Annotated in this window: 20 protein-coding genes; 7 read left to right on the top strand and 13 right to left on the bottom strand. The window is 52.7% G+C overall.

The features are described from left to right. Positions 1 to 12 precede the first annotated feature (12 nt). The 6 genes from V7051_RS10765 (at position 13) to V7051_RS10740 (ending at position 4,223) form a co-directional block, all read left to right on the top strand. On the top strand, positions 13 to 1,179 hold the full coding sequence (locus V7051_RS10765; protein ID WP_333874963.1) for a PepSY-associated TM helix domain-containing protein: 1,167 nt from the start codon (positions 13 to 15) through the stop codon (positions 1,177 to 1,179). Continuing rightward, on the top strand, positions 1,176 to 1,352 hold the full coding sequence (locus V7051_RS10760) for a hypothetical protein (protein ID WP_333874962.1): 177 nt from the start codon (positions 1,176 to 1,178) through the stop codon (positions 1,350 to 1,352). The genes V7051_RS10765 and V7051_RS10760 overlap by 4 nt, the downstream gene beginning before the upstream one ends. 237 nt (positions 1,353 to 1,589) lie before the next feature. Next, positions 1,590 to 1,808 (top strand): transposase, encoded by a 219-nt coding sequence (locus tag V7051_RS10755; RefSeq protein WP_333874961.1) that lies wholly within the window; start codon positions 1,590 to 1,592, stop codon positions 1,806 to 1,808. A 532-nt stretch (positions 1,809 to 2,340) separates the two neighbouring features. Further along, positions 2,341 to 2,565: a DUF6686 family protein gene (locus tag V7051_RS10750; RefSeq protein ID WP_333874960.1), complete on the top strand. Its 225-nt coding sequence runs from the start codon at positions 2,341 to 2,343 to the stop codon at positions 2,563 to 2,565. A gap of 141 nt (positions 2,566 to 2,706) precedes the next feature. Beyond that, positions 2,707 to 3,252, top strand: coding sequence for a flavodoxin (locus tag V7051_RS10745; protein ID WP_333874959.1), 546 nt, complete (start codon positions 2,707 to 2,709; stop codon positions 3,250 to 3,252). Positions 3,253 to 3,794: 542 nt separating this feature from the next. Continuing rightward, on the top strand, positions 3,795 to 4,223 hold the full coding sequence (locus V7051_RS10740; protein WP_333874958.1) for an HMA2 domain-containing protein: 429 nt from the start codon (positions 3,795 to 3,797) through the stop codon (positions 4,221 to 4,223). A gap of 129 nt (positions 4,224 to 4,352) precedes the next feature. Here V7051_RS10740 and V7051_RS10735 read toward each other — a convergent pair whose 3' ends face one another. Continuing rightward, positions 4,353 to 4,640: an encapsulin-associated ferritin-like protein gene (locus tag V7051_RS10735; RefSeq protein WP_333874957.1), complete on the bottom strand. Its 288-nt coding sequence runs from the start codon at positions 4,638 to 4,640 to the stop codon at positions 4,353 to 4,355. 728 nt (positions 4,641 to 5,368) lie between these two features. On the opposite strand from V7051_RS10735, the gene katG reads away from it, so the two are divergent. Further along, positions 5,369 to 7,594 carry a catalase/peroxidase HPI gene (gene katG, locus V7051_RS10730; protein WP_333874956.1) on the top strand — a complete coding sequence of 742 codons (2,226 nt, stop codon included), beginning with the start codon at positions 5,369 to 5,371 and terminating at the stop codon, positions 7,592 to 7,594. Between the two features lie 339 nt (positions 7,595 to 7,933). Here the strand turns inward: katG and V7051_RS10725 are convergent, their stop codons facing one another. The 12 genes from V7051_RS10725 to V7051_RS10670 form a co-directional block, all read right to left on the bottom strand. Further along, positions 7,934 to 8,506: a hypothetical protein gene (locus tag V7051_RS10725; RefSeq protein WP_334181142.1), complete on the bottom strand. Its 573-nt coding sequence runs from the start codon at positions 8,504 to 8,506 to the stop codon at positions 7,934 to 7,936. 15 nt (positions 8,507 to 8,521) lie between these two features. Next, positions 8,522 to 8,773: a FeoC-like transcriptional regulator gene (locus V7051_RS10720; RefSeq protein WP_333874954.1), complete on the bottom strand. Its 252-nt coding sequence runs from the start codon at positions 8,771 to 8,773 to the stop codon at positions 8,522 to 8,524. A 28-nt stretch (positions 8,774 to 8,801) separates the two neighbouring features. Further along, positions 8,802 to 11,099: a Fe(2+) transporter permease subunit FeoB gene (gene feoB, locus V7051_RS10715; protein ID WP_333874953.1), complete on the bottom strand. Its 2,298-nt coding sequence runs from the start codon at positions 11,097 to 11,099 to the stop codon at positions 8,802 to 8,804. Between the two features lie 210 nt (positions 11,100 to 11,309). Next, positions 11,310 to 11,555 (bottom strand): FeoA family protein, encoded by a 246-nt coding sequence (locus tag V7051_RS10710; RefSeq protein ID WP_333874952.1) that lies wholly within the window; start codon positions 11,553 to 11,555, stop codon positions 11,310 to 11,312. After that, entirely contained in the window at positions 11,552 to 13,699 is a 2,148-nt protein-coding gene (locus V7051_RS10705; RefSeq protein WP_333874951.1) for a heavy metal translocating P-type ATPase, read from the bottom strand. Before V7051_RS10705 ends, V7051_RS10710 begins: the two co-directional genes overlap by 4 nt. Further along, entirely contained in the window at positions 13,699 to 14,121 is a 423-nt protein-coding gene (locus V7051_RS10700; RefSeq protein ID WP_333874950.1) for a hypothetical protein, read from the bottom strand. The genes V7051_RS10705 and V7051_RS10700 overlap by 1 nt, the downstream gene beginning before the upstream one ends. After that, on the bottom strand, positions 14,114 to 14,443 hold the full coding sequence (locus V7051_RS10695) for a hypothetical protein (protein ID WP_333874949.1): 330 nt from the start codon (positions 14,441 to 14,443) through the stop codon (positions 14,114 to 14,116). The genes V7051_RS10700 and V7051_RS10695 overlap by 8 nt, the downstream gene beginning before the upstream one ends. Beyond that, positions 14,440 to 14,784 carry a hypothetical protein gene (locus V7051_RS10690; RefSeq protein WP_333874948.1) on the bottom strand — a complete coding sequence of 115 codons (345 nt, stop codon included), beginning with the start codon at positions 14,782 to 14,784 and terminating at the stop codon, positions 14,440 to 14,442. Before V7051_RS10690 ends, V7051_RS10695 begins: the two co-directional genes overlap by 4 nt. Before the next feature lies 1 nt (position 14,785). Then, on the bottom strand, positions 14,786 to 15,481 hold the full coding sequence (locus V7051_RS10685) for a ferritin-like domain-containing protein (protein WP_333874947.1): 696 nt from the start codon (positions 15,479 to 15,481) through the stop codon (positions 14,786 to 14,788). Then, a complete protein-coding gene (locus tag V7051_RS10680) occupies positions 15,468 to 15,806 on the bottom strand; it encodes a hypothetical protein (RefSeq protein WP_333875011.1) in 339 nt (112 codons plus the stop codon). The genes V7051_RS10685 and V7051_RS10680 overlap by 14 nt, the downstream gene beginning before the upstream one ends. A 238-nt stretch (positions 15,807 to 16,044) precedes the next feature. Next, the gene (locus tag V7051_RS10675; RefSeq protein ID WP_334181141.1) at positions 16,045 to 16,686 is read right to left on the bottom strand and encodes a hypothetical protein; all 642 of its coding nucleotides are present in this window, start codon (positions 16,684 to 16,686) and stop codon (positions 16,045 to 16,047) included. A 15-nt stretch (positions 16,687 to 16,701) separates the two neighbouring features. Further along, positions 16,702 to 18,150 (bottom strand): hypothetical protein, encoded by a 1,449-nt coding sequence (locus tag V7051_RS10670; protein WP_333874945.1) that lies wholly within the window; start codon positions 18,148 to 18,150, stop codon positions 16,702 to 16,704. Between the last annotated feature and the right edge of the window lie 713 nt (positions 18,151 to 18,863).

Raw genomic sequence — 18,863 nt, 5'->3', positions numbered from 1 at the left:
GATTGAATCTTCATGCTGACGGCCGGTTCAATCAAACTATGGTATCGCGTGCATAAATGGACGAGCCTGATATGCACCCTGTTCATGCTGCTGTTATGCCTGACCGGATTGCCGTTGATTTTCGCTGACGAAATCGATCATGCGCTCGGCTATAGCATAGCTGCACCGCCTATGGCTGAGTCCGGGCAACGGGCGAACCTGGATGCTATCGTCGCAGCGGCTAAACTGCGCAAGCCCGGTCATGCGGTGCAGTTTATCGTCGGAGAACCGGACGAACCTGATTTGTGGTTTGTCCGGATGGCCGAGACCGTGGATGCGGAACATCCCTCGGCATTCTATGCGTTCGATGCCCGCACCGGCGACTACCTGCATGAATATCCTCTGGATCAAGGCATCATGAATGTCGTGCTGAGGCTGCATGTCGATATGTTCGCGGGCCTGCCGGGGACGCTGTTTTTAGGTTTCATGGGATTGCTGTTGGCCGCGTCATTAGTGTCCGGCGTCGTATTGTACGCGCCCTTCATGCGCAAACTTGCATTCGGCACCGTGCGCCGTAATCAATCGACGCGCTTGAAGTGGCTGGACCTGCATAACCTGCTCGGTATCGTTACTCTGGTCTGGTTTTTTGTTGTCGGCGCTACCGGTGTGGTTAATACCTTGGCAACGCCGATATTCGGCCAATGGCAATCCGGCGAATTGGCCGAGATGATTGCCCCGTACCGGAACATGCCGCCTATCCAGCAAGTCGACACAGTGCAACATGCGCTGGATGCCGCGCTCAAGGCCGCGCCGGGCATGTCGCTCAGTTTTATCGCGTTTCCCGGCAATAGCTTTGCCGGAAAACGCCATTTCGTCGCATTCATGCAGGGTAACTCTCCCCTAACCTCCAAATTGCTCAAACCGGTATTGCTCGACGCAGCAACAGGATCAGTGGTTGAAATGCGCGAATTACCTTGGTATGTCACCGCTTTGCTGGTTTCCAAGCCTCTGCATTTCGGCGATTACGGCGGCCTGCCGCTGAAAATCATCTGGGCATTGCTCGATGGGCTTTGCATTGCGGTGCTCGGCAGCGGTTTATACCTGTGGCTGAAAAAGCGCAATATCCCGTTCGAAACCCGGCTGGATGCGGCGAATGTTACATTGCCGATTAACTCCGCGAAACAGGCCGATGCCCTATGAAAATATTACTGAACGGAAAACAAATCTGGACAGTGCCGATCATGCTGGGCTTAATCAGCGCTTGCGGTCTTGTCGCGGCTCTGCTTTTTGATGGTATCGGCGATGTCGTATCCTGGATTGCCCTTGCCGTACCTGCCCTGACCGGCCTTTGGTGCTTGGTTCGGTCTGCATAATTTACAAGATGTTTCAATAGATGGGTCGGTGATTAGAGCACATGCCTGCGCGACTGGGGCCGCAAACGGCACCAGCGATGATGAGGCGTTGGTCGTTCCAAAGGCGGTTTTGGCTGTAAGATCCACGCCCTCTGTGATGGCTTGGGCATGCCGATTAAGTGCATACTGACAGGTGGTCAGGCGGCTGAATGTAAGCAAGCGATAGCCTAACTGGAAAATGTTAGTGCCTCAGCCGTTTTGGCGGACAAGGCTTACGACACAAACGAGTTGAGGGAGTGGTTGGAATGTCGGGTAATAAAAGCAGTCATACCGCCAAAATCGAATCGGAAAGAAGAAATTGAGTGCGATTATTGGCATTATAAAGAGCGGCATGCGGTCGAATGCATGTTCGGCAAGCTCAAGCACTACCGTAGAATTGCCACTCGATACGAGAAAAAGACGATTAATTACATATAGATGATGTCATTTTCCTCGGTACTTTTATGGCTCAGATGAATCGTCAACAGAACCTAAGACATAAATTATAAAACGTCATTTAATCAACAGTGCGAATACCCACTCAATCGGTTTTTTAAGCATCTGCTGTGAAGATCAACAAGTATTGACTTATCAAATAAGAATGATTATCATTTAAACGAAATAATTTGACCTGTTTTCACTATGAAAAATAACCTGGTACGCATAGCAATTTCCGCAAATACCTTGGCATCACTCATTGAAAACGAATGTATTCATGCGGTGGATTTTAAGTGTCTGGATATTGATTCGAAAAAAACAGTCTGGAAACTACTCCTATCCACTGTGAAATTAACGCAAAAGAAAAATCTCAGATCCAAGGAGAATTATTATGTCTGAAAAAGATCAGCAAGAGGCCATTAATAATGACTATTGAATATGTTGATATTCAAAATGAGGCTCTGCGAAATCCCTGTATTACCCTGCTACCAACAGGTACAACATCGTCTCAACCATTTAAAAAATAAACGATATGAATAAAAAAACCTGTACACATGAATACTTGGCGGCAACAGAGTTTGGTCAGGTGTTAATTTGCCGGGAATGCGGAAAGGTACATTTACACCTGCAAAATTTGTCGTTGCAATTCAGTGTGGAATCCTTCATTGGCTTAACCAGTACTTTAAATGAAGCAACCGGAAAAATAATGGCTCAATCAAAAAAAACCAAGCTAAAACACTTAATGATTGTTAAGTAATCAATGTCTACAAATCTCCGGGTATATAGAGTGCTGATCGAGATGTAACTAGTTAATGACAAAGACTGCTCTCCCAGCAATTCTTGGTCAGCACTCTATATACCCGAACGTCGTAACCCATTTTGTGTAAAGGAAAAAATTATGAAAATAGCCGTCATTTATGGATCAGATACCGGCAATACGGAGCGTGTTGCCTATTTAATTCAATCGGGATTGGGTCAAGATATTGTCGATTTATATGACGTGTATGCAATCGATAGCACAATTTTCTCCCAATACGACGTATTTATTTTTGGCGTACCGACTTGGTATGACGGGCAATTACAATCGGATTGGGAACTCATGGTTAAGAAAATGAACACAACTTGCTTAAATCAACGGATTGTCGCTGTTTTTGGCTTAGGTGATCAGGAAAATTGGGGCCGTTATTTTGTCGATGCGATGGGTACGCTTGCCAGGAAAGCGTTAGCGTGTGGAGCCATTTTAGTAGGTAAGTGGCCGACGTTCGGCTACCACTTTGAACAATCGCAGAGCCTTATTGAAGAAAACTATTTTTATGGCTTGGCGCTGGATGAAGATCAACAGCCGGAACTAACCGCTGAACGAGTCAGTATCTGGATTAATCAGTTATCTGCGGAGTTTGTCAATCTAGGTATTCATTTTTCCGTGATAAAAAATGTAGCGTAATCTGTATAAAGACATTTTTATACGGTGTACGAATCGTCTAATAAATTTTTTCCGCAGCCGATTACATAACGGATGCGGAAATACAGGAGGTCGGCAGCGGCCGGAATGGCAAGGATGTTTAAGTGATGTAATAACCGATATGGATTGATCGGAGCATCCTATAGGATTTCATGAACCTCTGGCAAAAGCCTCAGGTTGATGGGTAAAAGAGCTCACTATTGCAGCAGGGATGCTTTGCAGAGCGGACACCAATTAGCATGGGTGTCCGCTTATTTTTTTACCGGTTGTGTAAGCACAAATTCATGGTTTTAACACTGATGAGATGCGGATTTATCCGTCTTTACGCTCGGTGGGATACGAGACTGTCCCATTCGCCGGTTTGACAAGGAGCGTCCTTGTCTTTCATGGTTAGCTAAATATCTACAAATGGGTATAATTCTCATCCGGAGTTCTGATATACATCTATGAATCCCATTTGACCGACCTTGCTTTGGCTGCAAGATCGTAAATTCTCAATTTATTTTGAAGTTGGTTAGGTAAGAATGAGTAGAATTGTTTCTTCGCTACCGGGACGCATCCGCATCCGCGACAGGGTGCTGCGAAATCAGAGGCGACTGAACCAACTTGAAGCTGAGCTGATACAGATCGAAGGAATTACCTCACTCCAGTCCAATCCGGGTGCAGGCAGCATTATCTTGTATTTTGATGCAGCGCAGTCAGACGCGGAGATGATGGAAGCGGCAGTCGATGCGGCCGTTGATAACGCGCTTGCTACACCCCTCCCTGCTGTCGATCGTTCGGTCAAAATGCGCGTCAATCGCTATGCCAAAGCCGGCATGCTGGGTAGCCTGGCCACCTCCCTTGCGCTTGCGGCTACCGGCCAAAAGCGCTTGCATGCTGTCACCGGCGGAATTTTCGTTGCCTGTCTTGGCGTGCATTTGAGCACACACCACCGTTCCCTGTTGCGCTGAACCGGTCACAATAGCCGGCACCGTTTGCGGTTGCTCCCCACCAGCTTACGGGCAAGCTCCCACACGACTTCCTGCTCTTCTGCCGGTTCAGGTATATAAACATCCTTACCTTGATTCTGCCGAGCTATTCTAACCGTGAGCAATAGTTTTATCGGTAAACAGATAATCTCTCAGTTCGTGCTCGAAGCTTGGATCTTGGCGCCGAATCCATTCAAGTATCATTGCCGCATGTTCTTTTTCCTCATCGCGGTTATGCGCCAGAATGGCCCTTAACTCAGGGTTCTTGCAGGCATCGACGCGCTGGTTATAAAAATCCACCGCTTCCAGTTCTTCTCTGAGCGAGATCAGCGCTCGGTGCATGTCGCGGGTTTCATCGCTCAGTTCATGAATGGGTTCTTGGTAACTATCGCCTGCCATCGTTTTTCCTCCAAAGGATATGTCTGTTTAAGTATCTGTTGTTCAATGCTTGCCGGGCTCCAGTTTGACGCCGCGACGTTCGTAAGCTCGATAATGGGTACATGCTTTTCGTACCCACGCGGAATTAACCCGATAATGTAAACGGCGGGAAAAACCGCCTGCCCATCCTACGATTACAAACCCAATGATTTTAAGCAGTTGCCGAGTGTGGTACACTAAACACAACACCAGCTCGCGTAGGTCCGATTAGCGTAATCGAACGCATGTTTTAAGTCGAGCTTAAGACAAACACTTCAAAAATATAATTTAAAACCAATTTATTATGAAGCAACATACTTGTTCTGAAATCGAGCTCACACTCGTGCCCACCCGAAACAAACCCGACAATAATGTAAACGGCGGGCAAAACCGCCTGCCCACCCTACGCTTACTATGGCTCTATCGATGAAATCAATTTCAAAATAAATGCGTTATCCGGTTGCATGCGTTTGCCGAAACTATCACTTATCAGAGTCGAAATCCATAGGTTCGTTACTTATTGAGAAGATATTCCATAAAAACAAAAATCGGCAGTGCCGTTTTGATCGATTTCGGTGTCTGAATCGCTTGATCTCCCGCAAAGAGCCAGGTTTTGACAAATCACTGGTTCTATTCATCGGTGGCATCCAATCTGAAAATTCTCCGGCATGCTTTTCGCTTCACCCCCCAACAATGAGCATAGGTGCTTTATGAAAATTAAACAAACATTCCGGGTTTCTGCGTTAGCAGTTGCAGTATCTTCAGCGTTGATGGTCAATCCGGTTCTCGCCGAGACGCAACCGACAATGAACAGTTTTTGGTGGCCTGATCAGTTGGATCTGAAGCCGCTTCGCCAGAACTCGATTGAGTCTAACCCGATGGGCAAAGCGTTCAACTATGCCGAACAATTTAGAACGCTAGACCTCAAAGCGGTAAAAAAGGACATTGCAATCTTACTAAAAACATCCCAACCTTGGTGGCCGGCAGACTACGGCAATTACGGACCGTTTTTCATTCGCATGGCCTGGCATAGCGCCGGCGTGTACCGCATATTTGACGGACGCGGCGGTGCCTCCGGTGGTCAGCAACGGTTTGAGCCGCTCAACAGCTGGCCCGATAACGTCAACCTGGACAAAGCACGGCGCCTGTTGTGGCCGGTCAAGCAGAAATATGGCAGCAAGCTTTCATGGGCCGATCTGATGGTGCTGGCTGGTAACGTCGCTTTGGAGGATATGGGGTTTAAGACTTTAGGTTTTGCGGGCGGGCGCACAGACGACTGGGAAGCCGAGGTAGTCGACTGGGGTACGGAAAAGAAATTTCTCGCCGATGAGCGTCACGACGCCAAGGGTGATTTGGCAAAGCCTTTGGCCGCCGTGCAAATGGGGCTGATCTATGTCAATCCGGAAGGACCCGGCGGCAACCCTGATCCTTTATTGGCCGCCAAGGATATACGTGAGGCGTTCGGCCGCATGGCGATGAATGACGAAGAGACGGTAGCACTCATCGCGGGCGGGCATACCTTCGGCAAGGCACACGGCGCTCACAATCCGTCCGAGTGTGTTGGAAAAGAACCGGCTGCGGCTGACATTGAAGCGCAAGGCTTGGGCTGGGCAAACAAATGCGGCAGCGGCCATGGTGCCGATACCGTCAGCAGCGGACTGGAAGGCGCCTGGTCAACCAATCCGACGCGTTGGACGCATGATTACCTGACCTGGCTGTATTCGTTTGAATGGGTAACAACCAAGAGCCCGGCCGGTGCGACTCAATGGATACCCAAGGACGGCAAAGGCGATAACTTTGTACCGGACGCGCACGACCCGAATAAGCGTCATGCGCCGATCATGTTTACCACGGATCTGGCCTTGAAAATGGATCCCGAGTATCAAAAAATCTCAAAACGGTTTCTTGATAACCCCAAAGAGTTCGAGCTTGCTTTCGCCAAGGCGTGGTTCAAGCTGACTCACCGCGACATGGGGCCCAAGGCACGCTACGTCGGTGCCGAGGTGCCTGCCGATGACTTTGTCTGGCAGGACCCTATCCCCAAGGTCGATCACAAGCTGATCGATATCAAGGATATTGCCAAACTGAAGTCGACTATCCTGGCCTCGGGCTTGACGGTTCCCGAACTGGTCAGGACAGCATGGGCTTCCTCAGCGACGTTCCGCGGTACCGACATGCGTGGCGGTGCAAACGGCGCACGCATTCGCCTGGTCCCGCAGAAGGATTGGGAAGTCAACGATCCTGCCGAACTGACCAAGGTGTTAACTAGCCTGGAAAATATCCAGAACGACTTTAACCGCTCACTGAAAGGCGGTAAGAAAGTGTCGCTCGCCGACGTGGTCGTGCTGGGCGGCTCCGCGGCCGTGGAGGAAGCCGTCAAGAAAGCCGGTTACAAGGTACAGGTGCCCTTCAAGCCGGGCCGTATGGATGCATCGCAGGAACAAACCGATGCCAAGTCTTTCGCGGTCTTGGAGCCAAAAGTGGATGGTTTCCGCAATTACTTCGGTAAGGATAATGCTCGCTCGCCTGCGGAAATGCTAGTCGAGCGTGCGAACTACCTGACCTTGAGCGTGCCCGAAATGACGGTTCTGGTCGGTGGCATGCGAACGCTGGATGCAAACGCCGGGCACTCCCAGCACGGCGTATTCACCAGCCGACCCGGTACATTAAGCAATGACTTCTTCGTTAACCTGCTTGATATGTCCACTAAGTGGTCCAAATCATCTTCATCCGAGGGCGTTTATGAGGGGCATGACCGGACAACCGACCAAGTCAAATGGACGGCTACGCCAGTCGACCTGATCTTCGGCTCCAACTCCGAGTTGCGTGCAATTGCAGAGGTGTATGCATCGGATGACTCCAAAGAGAAGTTTGTGCAGGACTTTGTTAATGCTTGGAGTAAGGTGATGAACTTGGACCGCTTTGACAAACTCTGACTTTAGCTTGCAAGGTACCCAACTTGACCGTAATCAAGTCAAGTTGGATGCCAGACTAAACCATCAACCAATACCAGTCCAATCAATGGACTGGCGTCAACAATCAAGTTAACCTTCAAGCTTGAGCGGGTTATTGGTCAAGGATATCAAAATCGTACTGTATTTCATCGGCGGTTTGATTAATGGTGAGCGTTCAGCCCCGGTAGGGAGGCACACGCTTTTCGTGCCCACGCGAAGTATTAAGGAGACTGTCGTCTCCCATTGCTCTTGCAGAGCTACCGGCCAAACGCTTGCACGCTGTCACCGGCGGCATTTTCGTTGTCTGCCCCCGGGAGCATATCACCGTTCTCTGCTGTACTGATGCCGGTCAATGGCTGCGCAGTTTGCGGTGATCCCGACCAATTCCCGGGCAAGCTTCTGTGCGACTTCCTGACCTTCTACCGGTTCGGGCAGATAAATTTCCATCCCGACATAATTGAACGCGGGATTTCCCCATATCTGCCGGGGAATAACGGTGCGAGCATAGATGGAGGTAGCCCCGGTCCCGAGCGAAATCACTCGAATATTCCGCTTAGCCGTCCCGGTGTTATCCCTGATAGCGACCTCCAAACGGGCGCGCAATGCGGCATCGGCACAGATAAGGTCTGCGCTGGGACCGAGTGGATCGAAACCGGTATGGAGATCGATCAATAATTGATAATGGTCCAGCACATGGGGCAGCAGTTGCAGATACAGAGCGCGATGCAGGGTTTCGTAGCGGAACTGTTGATCCGCCTGCGGACGTTGTCCCGAAATTCCCTCCGGTATGGTCAAAACAGCCACTTGAGTTGGATCCAGTCCTTCAGCCACTGCCAAACCGAAGGCCAATTCCTCTCGATGAATGCCGATCAGCAATAATGGCAAGGACTTCATAGACCGTTGCGACACTTATTTATCGCCTTTATCGCCGGATCGGTTCTCTCCGGTCCATTCGTAGATTGCGAGCTTGGCCGGATCGCATTTGCAACAAGAGGCTCCGCAGGAAGACCCAATAGGCAGGCGCTGTACTCGGCCTTTGCGTTCCAGGGTCGCAAGCATGGCTGCAATGGCCTCCGGCGTGCTGCCGGTACCTTGGGCTATGTCGTCCAGGCTGGCGCGTCGATGTTGACGCAGATAATGACTGACATTCGATAAAATCATTCCCTTACCCTCAGCTTTATTACGACCGCTACGCCAAACCGGCAGCCTCGCGCCGGCCTATAAGCCGTAGCGAGTACAACACCAGCGCGAAGCCGGTCACTACTGCGCCGATCCAGACCGACGAGGAGTCGGGGTGATTAGCCCAAGTCGCGGCCTGATAGTACAGTGTAGCGATCCCGTAGCCAAGCCCGGTAGTCCAGACCGCGACAAAGATCGTCCAGCGCGTACCCGATTCCTGATAGACCGCGGCGATAGCCGCGGTACAAGGGAAGTACAGCAAAATAAACAACAGGTAGGCGAAGGCACCGGCTGCACCGTCAAAGCGGCTCGCCATCGCACCGAAGGTACCGGTGGAGATTTCCTGTTTCTCGGCAACTGCCGCTTGGTCGCTGACGTCACCCACGTCCAGGCCGAGAGGGTCGGCCCAAGCGCCGAGCGCATCGGCGAGATTGACGGGAATGGTGGCGAAAGCGGCAGTGAGTCCTGCGCTCAGATTGAACGGTTCCTTCTTAGCGCCGCCGCTCTCGGCAAGCGCAGAATACGCGGCATTAAGCGTGCCGACGACGGCTTCCTTGGCCAGCACTCCTGTAAAAATGCCCACAGCGGCCGGCCAGTTATCTTCGTTCAGTCCCATCGGCGAGAAAACCGGGACGATGCTGCGGCCTACTGCGGCCAGCACTGAATTGTTGCTGTTTTCATTGCCGTAGCTGCCGTCGGTACCTACCGCGTTCAAAACATTCAGCACCAAAACCATCGGCACGATGACCCGGCCGGCGCGGATAATGAAACCTTTTAACCGGTCCCAGGTATGGATCAGTATGCCCTTCAGCGTGGGCAAGTGGTAGGGCGGCAGTTCCATGATAAAAGGGGTGGCCTCGCCCCTGAGCAGGGTGTTCTTGAGCACCAGCCCGGTTAATACCGCTACCGCGATGCCGATCAGGTAGAGGCCGAACACCACGTTCTGCGCGCCTGCCGGGAAGAAAGCGGCGGCGAACAGCACGTACACCGGCAGGCGCGCGCCGCAAGACATGAAAGGAGCCATCGCGATCGTCATTAGGCGGTCGCGGCGATGCTCCAGCGTGCGCGTGGCCATAATCGCCGGTACGTTGCAGCCGAAGCCGACAATCAACGGCACGAAGGACTTGCCCGGAAGCCCGACCCAGCGCATGAAGCGATCCATGACGAAAGCCGCCCGCGCCATGTACCCGGAATCTTCCAGCACCGACAGGAACAGGAACAGGAAACCGATGACCGGAATGAAGGTCGCCACCACCTGACATCCCCCACCGACGCCCTTGGCCAGCAACAGAGTGAGCCATGCCGGCGTGCCGATACGGCTTAACCATTCGCCGAAACCGTCCACCAACAGGACGCCGCTGAATTGCTCGAAAAAGTCGATGAAAGCGCCGCCGATATTAATCGTGAACATGAACATCAGGTACATCATCAGCAGGAAGATAGGAATGCCCAAAGCCCGGTTCATCACCACCCGATCGATACGATTGGTCAGATCCCGGTTGATACGTCCGCTGACGGAGACGGCATCGCCGGCGATACGGTTGGCAAGGCCGTAGCGGGCGTCCGCGATCATGATATCCAGATCGTCGCCGAGATCCTGCGCGAGTTCATCGACTTTCCGGCTCAGCTCGCCGCCTGCGGTACGTCGAGCCCAGTCGTCGCCCTCAAGCAGGCGCACGGCCAGCCAGCGTGAGGGAATTCTGTTTTGTTGGGCGATATCGGCCAGTTGCGGGGCCAAAACGGAGATAATCCGCTCCAGCGCCTCTTCATAGCGGACCTCCGCGCTGGCGGGATGGGGCTCGGTCATATCCCTACTGATAGCCGTCTTGAGCGCATCAATGCCCTCGCCTTCCGAAGCAACGACAGGAATGACCGGACAGCCCAGACGCTGGGCCAGGACTTGGGCATCCACTTTGATGCCTTTGGTTTTAGCCACGTCCACCATATTGAGCGCCACCAGCAGCGGCACGCGCATTTCGGCGAGCTGGCTGGTAAGGTAGAGATTACGTTCAAGGTTGGCCGCATCGACAATGTTGATGACGAGATCGGCCTCGTTGCCGTGGACGTAATCGCGGGCGACCTTTTCGTCGAGCGAAATCTCCTGATCCACCACATCCAACGAATAAGTGCCCGGCAAATCCACCACTTCGAAATGCAACGCATCCAGGCGATATTCGCCGCTTTTCTTCTCGACCGTTACCCCCGGCCAATTGCCGACCCGCTGGCGCGACCCGGTCAGGGCATTGAACAGCGTGGTCTTGCCGCAGTTGGGGTTGCCGACCAGGGCAATCGTATAGTTCGTCTTCATTACAGTTTCTCCATTGACGGAGCACCGGCTTCGTCTTTGCGCATGAACAGAATAAAGCCGCGGATGCAACCGCCCATTCTCATGCTGAGTTTAGCGGACCCATCGAAAGCGATTTACGGCGGTAGGACTTGCCGCCGCCGAAAAAACCGGCGGCTTTTGCCCGGTCTCTAACATTAAGTTCTTTCGCCATCATGTTTTATCTCCTCGGGTTTAAATCTCGCAAACCATGATCTTGTGGGCAATGCCGTCGCCGAGCGCAAAACGCGTCTCGCCGCGCATCACCACCAACCCGGCGTTTTGACGCTGGAGCACAATGAGTTCACAGCCGACGTTAAGTCCCATCTCCGAGACCCGACGCGCCAGCCCTGCCCCGCCCAGAATGGCTACCACACGAACGGCGGCGTTCTCACCGGCCATCGAGAGCGGAAATGCGCGGGAGCCGGACGTTGCGTTCATGCGGACTTTCCGTCCAACCTGCGTGAAGCTGCGCGTTTCGGTCTGGCGGGTTGCGGCAGGCCGGCTCCGATCAATGCGCGCAGCAGGATGGCGATGGTGCTGCCGTTGTGCAGCATCGAAGCGGTTACCGGGGTCAACAGGCCGAAAGCGGCGGCCGACAGAATACCGGTGTTGAGGCCTACGGTGAGCTTGAAATTGCTGTCGATCAGGCTACGGGTGTCCAGGGCCAAAGCCAGGGCGTCGGCAATGCGGCCGATGTCGTCTTCAAGCAGCGTGATGTCGGAGGCCAGACGGGCAATGTCCGAGCCGCAATGCATCGCGATACCGACCAGGGCGCCGCTCAGCGCCGGGGCGTCATTGACGCCATCGCCGACAAAGGCGATATTTGCGCCTTGGGCCGCAAGTTCCTGCAACACTTGGGCTTTTTCGTTGGGCAACAGACCGGCCCGGAATTCGTCGAGCCCAAGCTCTTCCGCCAAGGCGCGAGCCCGCTCGTGATTATCGCCGGTCAACATCAGGATGCGCTTGACGCCCAGCTCACGCAGGCGCGCCACGGTAGCGGCGCTGTTGTCGCGTACCGTATCGGTCAGGGCCAACACGCCCACCAATTCACCGCCGAAACCGATATACAGCAAGGTTTTCCCGTCTTCCTGCAAGCGCTCAATCACCGGGACATGGGCGGCGACGGAAATGCCTTCGTCATCCTCAATGAAATGGCGCGAACCGACCACAATGCGCCGCCCGTCGATCACACTCGCCACGCCGTGGGCGACCACAAACTCCACCGCCTGATGGTTGAAATGGTGTTGGCGGTCAAGATGGTGGGCCGCTTCCACCACCGCGTGGGCGATGGGATGGACATAATGCTCCTCCACCGACGCAGCCAGATTGATCAGGTCTTCCGGTGTGTAGTCGCTGCCGAAGGAGATCGAATCGGTCACCATCAGAGCGCCCTTGGTCAAGGTGCCTGTTTTATCGAAAACAAAGGTGTCGGCCTTGGCCAGACGTTCGAGCGCGTTCGCGCCTTTGATCAAAATATTGGAATGTCCGGCTTGGTACATTGCCGCCTTGAAAGCTACCGGCGTCGCCAGCTTCAGGGCGCAGGAATAGTCTGCCTGCAATACGGCTGCCACCCGCTTGCCATCCCGTGATGCCAGCCAAGTCGCACAAGCCAGGCCGAGCACCATCGGTACCGTTCGGTCGGCCAGGCGCGAAGCTTCAAGTTGGGTTTCGCTCTTGATAGTGAGAGATTGTTCGACAAAATCGGCAATGCGCGAGGCGGCGGCCTGACGTCCCACCTGCTCGGCATAGATGCGCAGCCGCCCTTCTTCCACCAAGGTGCCCGAGAGCGCTCTGTCGCCACGGCCCCGCACCACTGGCACGCTTTCACCGGTCATCGTCGCTTCGTTGACCAGGGCTTCGCCGCCGAGTACTGTGCCGTCCACCGGAATAACGGTACCGGTAGCGGCAATCACCGTGTCCCCAACCTGTACGGCACCCGCTTCGATCAAGGCTTCAACGCCGTCGCGCTCGACCCACACTTCGTCGCCGGCCGGTTGCAGCAGGTGTTTCAGCAAATCATCCGAACGGCGTTCGATAGAATGTTCGAGATATTCCCCCAAGGCCAGCAGGAAAGAGGTCGTGTTAGCCGCCATGTAGTCGTGTCGGCCAATTGAAATCGCCACTGCCATGGCTTCCAGGACATGCGAGGTAATCCCCTTTTCCAGGAAATCATCGACAGCTTCGCCAAGTAGAGGTACGGCGGTAGCGAAAGCTACCGGCATCTGGAGGGTTGGTTGCAGGCTACGGCTTGCCATCAATGTGGCGGCGCTCATCGCTACCGCGCCCAAGCGCGCAGCATCACTCGTGTGATGCATGCCGGCGGGCAGCGCCATGTCGGGAGGGGGGAGCTTGAGAATGGATGAGCTTAACGTATCTGCATCGGTGATACCACGCTCGAACTCGATCACCAGCGAACAGATGACCGGATTGACTTCCACCTTTAGCACTCCCTTATGCGCCTCGACTGCACGCAAAATCTGGCGCGGATCAAAGGACGTACCCAATCGGCAACGATAACGGAAACGCACCCGTGCGCGCGTCTTGTGTACCGGCACCAGTTGGGAGAACCAGGTGCCGGCCATTATTCGTCTCCGTGACGTTCCGTAGCGACCTCGGCCCTAATATCGGCCATTTGCTCCTTGATTTCTTCAAAGCCGCCGGCGACGCCTGAATAGAACTTCATGCCGGCCTTGATCAGTTTACCGCGCAATTCCTCGTCGCTCAGTATCCAGGCGGCTCCGGCGCCCAGCATCAGCCCCATCAGGAACTGATCCGTATGGCGTGTAGGCAGATAGCCGGACATACCTTGCAAAAAGTCGGTATTGGGATTGACACCGGCCGGGCCATAGCCGGGAGCGCCATAGCCTGAGCCCATGCCGGGATATTCGTTACCGGGCATGCCTGCTTCGGGGCCAAAGCCATTGTGCTGCCAAGTGCCGTAGGGAGGCGGAGCAGTATAGCCATAGCCGTTCCTGTTAAAATGTTTTTTATGCTTTTTACTCATGATGTTTTTCCTCTTGAGGTTGCGCTGCATCGCGCAGCAGGTTTTCGATAAGCAGCACACCGACGGCACCCGTTGCGGCAGCAAATAATGCGCCTGAAAAGTCGCAACAGCGAAGCGCCATTGAAGCGTGGGTACCGGCGGCAAGCGCTGTTCCTCCTTGCAGGCTATGACGCAGCACCCGTTTGAGATTGGCCGTGGAAACCGGGTCAGCAACCTCCTGAAACGCTGACAGGCAGGCTGAAGCGACAAAACCTTTGGTGAAACTGCTTTCGCTCGGCGTTGTCATGCTGACCGGTACATAGAATTGGTGTGGATATTTCATGATGCTTCCTCACTTCCGCCAATTTTCTCCTGAGTCTCGGCGGCCGGTTCGATTACGCTATGCGACTCTTCAGTTATCTCCGCTGAATCGGAAGCAAGTTGTGCACGTGCCCGCGCCGAAGCGTTTTCAATAGCCTGTAGGCTTGAGACCGTTGCATCACGCAACACTTCCTGAGCTTTTTCCAGTTTGTCGGTGAAAGGGCTTGTGTTGATGCCACTAGCGGCATCGCGCAACCGACCTTGAGCGTTTTCCAGAGCGGTCTTGGTTGATTTACTCTTGATCAGTTGCATGGCGGCTATGCCGGTGATGACACCGGCAGCAAAGCGGATAAAATGTGACATGTCAGTTCTCCTGTTTATTTCGACCGGTCTTGTGTTTCAACAAATAAACTCCTGCCCCACCTACCGCCATGCCGGCCAGCATCGCGGGGTGGGTGTGACGCAGAAGGGGACTGAAAATACCGAGCGGTCCGGCATGAGTGCCTAACTGCACCAATGCTTTTTCCATCAAATCGGACAGGGGGCCGTGCCGCACATAAGCTTGTTGCGGCGGGATGCCTTGGGCCGCGTGATAACGCTCCTGCGCCATTGCATCCAGCACTGCCTCGCGAAAGGCGGGCAGATGATTTTCCAGGGATGCCGCTTGCAGATTTTGAAATACGTGCCGCACTTCAGGTTCTACCACTTGGGTGAGCAGAATTTGATAAAGCCGTATATTGGCGATTTCTCCGGCGACACCGCGCTCACAATTGGCAAGCCAAGTGGCTGCAATCTGAGTTTCGTGCAGAAACGGGTCCATCGGACGAGGGATGCCCAAACGCTCGCACAGCCTTGAAAGCGCGGCGATATGTTGCTCCTCCGAGCGTAAAATATTGACAAATGGCGGGCGTTGGCCGAAGGCTTCGACGACTGCGGCATAAAAGCTGCGGGCGGCGTATTTGTCATAAACGGCAATACGCACCGCTTGGTGCACTATCGGAAAAGGTGCGGTTAGGTCAGTCCTGCGCATCCGCAGGATGGGTTCGTCATAATTTTGCATTGATAATCTCCTGATAGGTGTCGCGCAGGATTTGTTCGAGCAGGCTTGCGGCGGGAGAATCCGTACCGCTAAGAAAATCGCTCCAGGCTTGCTCCGGAATGGCTATCGGATCATATTCCACGACGCATGAGCGTGCTAAAAAATTGACCCTTGCCGAATGAAATCCCGGGGTGCGATCGAGAATGGCTTGGAATTGCCGTATCTGCCTGCCCGGTAGCGCATCCACCGCTAACTTGGCTTCGAGCTTCAGCCGAATGCGGCCGCGGATATGATGGGCTATGCGGACATAGGCAAGGTTGTCGCGCAGTTCTTCAAACGCGAACATCACGCTGCCCTTCCATGAAAAAGAAAAAAGCCGGACGCTATGGCGAACGTCGAAACCCTCCTTTGACGCGGCACTTGGCTTGCGATTCGCTTACTGTCTAAGTGAAGCTCTATAACGATAGATTCATTTAGGCTTTTTGGGATAGGTGCAAAACTCCGCGTCACACGCTTACAAAGGTTGTATGCACTGAATTCCAGGCCACCAATGATCCGGCCCCATAATGGTAAGTAAAAATCGTTCATTGTTCCGGACCTTCATCAGAGCTGTGGCAGATTAAACACAGTCCTCCGTCACTATTGTCGCGGCGGAGTAAATAACTTTTATGCAAACGCTCAGTATCGAACAGGCGATCCATGAAACTGACATTTGCCTGCGGCTGGTCGCTGTCCAATCTGCCGTGGCTGTAATGGCAGGTCAGACAGATATGTTCGTGGTTCTGGCTCAAGGGCATGTCGACCGGCACCGGAAAATCGACTTTCTCGGCAACATTTTTGTGGATATGTTTGTGTGAGTGGCAGGATGAACACATTGCCACGCCATCCTGTTTAAACCGGCTAAGGTCGACCGGAAAATTATTGGTATTCAGGATGCCGGTATTTTTCAGTTCCGGCGTATTGATATGGCAGTCGGTGCAACCTGACTGGCTAGTCTGTTGGGTAACGATGTGCGGGTTATCCTCCGCACTGTACGCTGTCAGAGCAAACAATAGCAGCATCAAGCAGGAGGCGGTCACTAAGGATTTAAGTAAGCGTTTGCTCATTAGAAACGGATACTGGGTAAAGCACGCTGTTTTCCGATACGCTACGCCGCGTACATTGGGGCATGGGCGCTGCGCATTAGCGATGATGAAAAACCGGAAATTAAAAAATAGCGCCGTCATTTTTCGTACCATCCGTTAGAAAGCGATAACCATTTGGCCGATAGCCAGTTTTTTGTCGAAGTATTGCTCCGCTATCGACGTGCCCAGTGAATTGTTATATTCGAATTTCAGGCGCAGGTGATCGTTGAACTTGTAGTTGAAGCCGACGCTCAGCATTGATATGTCCCCGATAGCAACCCGGCTACCATCAAAATCGAGCCCGAAATCCTGCTTCGGCTGCCAACGGCTGAACCGGGCAAACGCCAATATCGGGTGCTTTACGACGTTTTCCAGGTTGGCGATCAGTGTAGCGTGGTAGCCGAGTTGATGGACTTTGCCGATAGGGTTGCCGAAATCGTCGAGAACCGGGTTACTTTCTGCAGCCACCGTCAAACCTTGGTGGGCCTGTAATAGCATGACTTCATTCTGCAAACGCAGCATGCCGTAACCGATGCTTAAATCGGCGCCGTAAACGGTGTTTCTAATGTGGTTGCCGCCATCCAGCTCGCTGAGATGGGATACGCCGAATTCTATGCCATCCTGATTAGGGTTATGAACGCTATAAGCTCTCTGTCCCAACGCCATGCCCAACCGGCCGCCGATCGCATGCCCGTCGTCGGCGTACATTGCGTCGGTCCAGAATACCGAGTAGTTGAACAGTCCCCATGCGCCGTACGAACGCACGCCATCGCCGTTATATCCGCCCAGCTGCATTCTGGATGTGGTAAGCGGTGCAGTGACAGTAATGCGATCCTTATTGGCAAAGTTTTGGTAATCAGTGCCGAACGGCAAGTCGAAACGGCCTGCCTGGATATGGAGTCCCTGATTATTAAAAATCCGGCCACGGGGCGGGATGCGATCGTTAAACAAATGGTAATCGATCAGCGCAACGGCAATGCCGGCGGCTGTACTGCCGCCGCTCAGCCCGCCCGGCCCGCTGTTACCGCAGGTGATGGCGACCGGGGCGGAGTAATCGGCATTAGACGAGTTGCCGCACAGCACCAGTGCCGAGCTGGCGCCGAAATGTTCGTCGTATACATAATCCAGATCCAATTCCACAGAACCGACACTGAAAGTTTGATCGGTGGAATTACCGGTTTTGGCGTTGACATCGAAAAAACTACTGACTTCCAGGCCACTGTCCGAAGCCGCTTCTTTGAGCGCGTCGATTTTTTTGTCCAAATCCTGCAACTTGCTGCTGACCGCAGGCTCGATCTTACCAGTTAACGCGGTTTTTGCCGGCTCCGGCATTACCGTTGCAGCATGAGATGCAGGATTCTGATTTTGCACGGCTGTGCTGTTATGCTGCTCCCCTTCCAATTGCTGGATGCGCGCTTCTAGCTGCTCGATCTTCCGGTCTTTTTCCTTCAGCAAACTTTGAACAATCTGTCGAATATGCTCGTCCTCGACATCAGAACCGTAAGCGACTGATTGTGTCGCCAAGCCGAGAAAAAATATAGAAAGCAGGCCGTTTTTTCGTATCATCAGAATATCCTGGCTTTAAATTGCCATATTTAAAGAATAGCGATAACTGTTGAGAAACTGCGCTTTCAAGAGACACGTTGTCGGGAGCAATTGAATTGATTCCCCCCTTTCAAGAGTGGATTGCTGTCGAAACATAAGCCCCCCCAGATATATGCCGTATTCGCTGAAAGAAGTGTGAAGTTACTCTACCCTACGAAACGAATGATAATCATTACCATTTAATATGGCAAGTTATTTTGTTGTTTTTTTTATGGGTATTTTTATCAGGGCTCAGTTACTTTACGTTACTGCTCGTACACACTGTGCGCCTTGACATAGAAAGTGTTTATTGGTTCTCGAACTTTGAATTAAGGACAGACTTAAAGAATTATTTTGATGTTCCTGATAAGCAAAAGTCTGAAATATCAGCCTTGCTAGGGGTTGAACTGTGCTATTGCTTCCTTTACAAAAACAAAATAAGGGGTATTTGGATTTGAGACAGTTCTATCGCCTTATCGAAATTGGTCATGCATGGTGGATATTGTGCTTAAAGACTATTAGATGATACTGATTGATTTTATTGTAAAAATTAGACACTTCAATTTCATCAACAATAGACATCTTTCCTAAATAATCGATATGGCACCTCTCTTTATGGGGTTAAAATAACAGCCATACTTCTGAAAATACGGATCGTCATGACACCTTATGCCCAATTACCCACGAACAATCCT

Origin of the sequence: Methylobacter sp., assembly GCF_036845245.1 — a bacterium.
Classification (GTDB): domain Bacteria; phylum Pseudomonadota; class Gammaproteobacteria; order Methylococcales; family Methylomonadaceae; genus Methylobacter_A.
The sequence above is the reverse complement of the archived record's forward strand: the minus strand, read 5'-3'. Positions and strand labels throughout refer to the sequence as shown.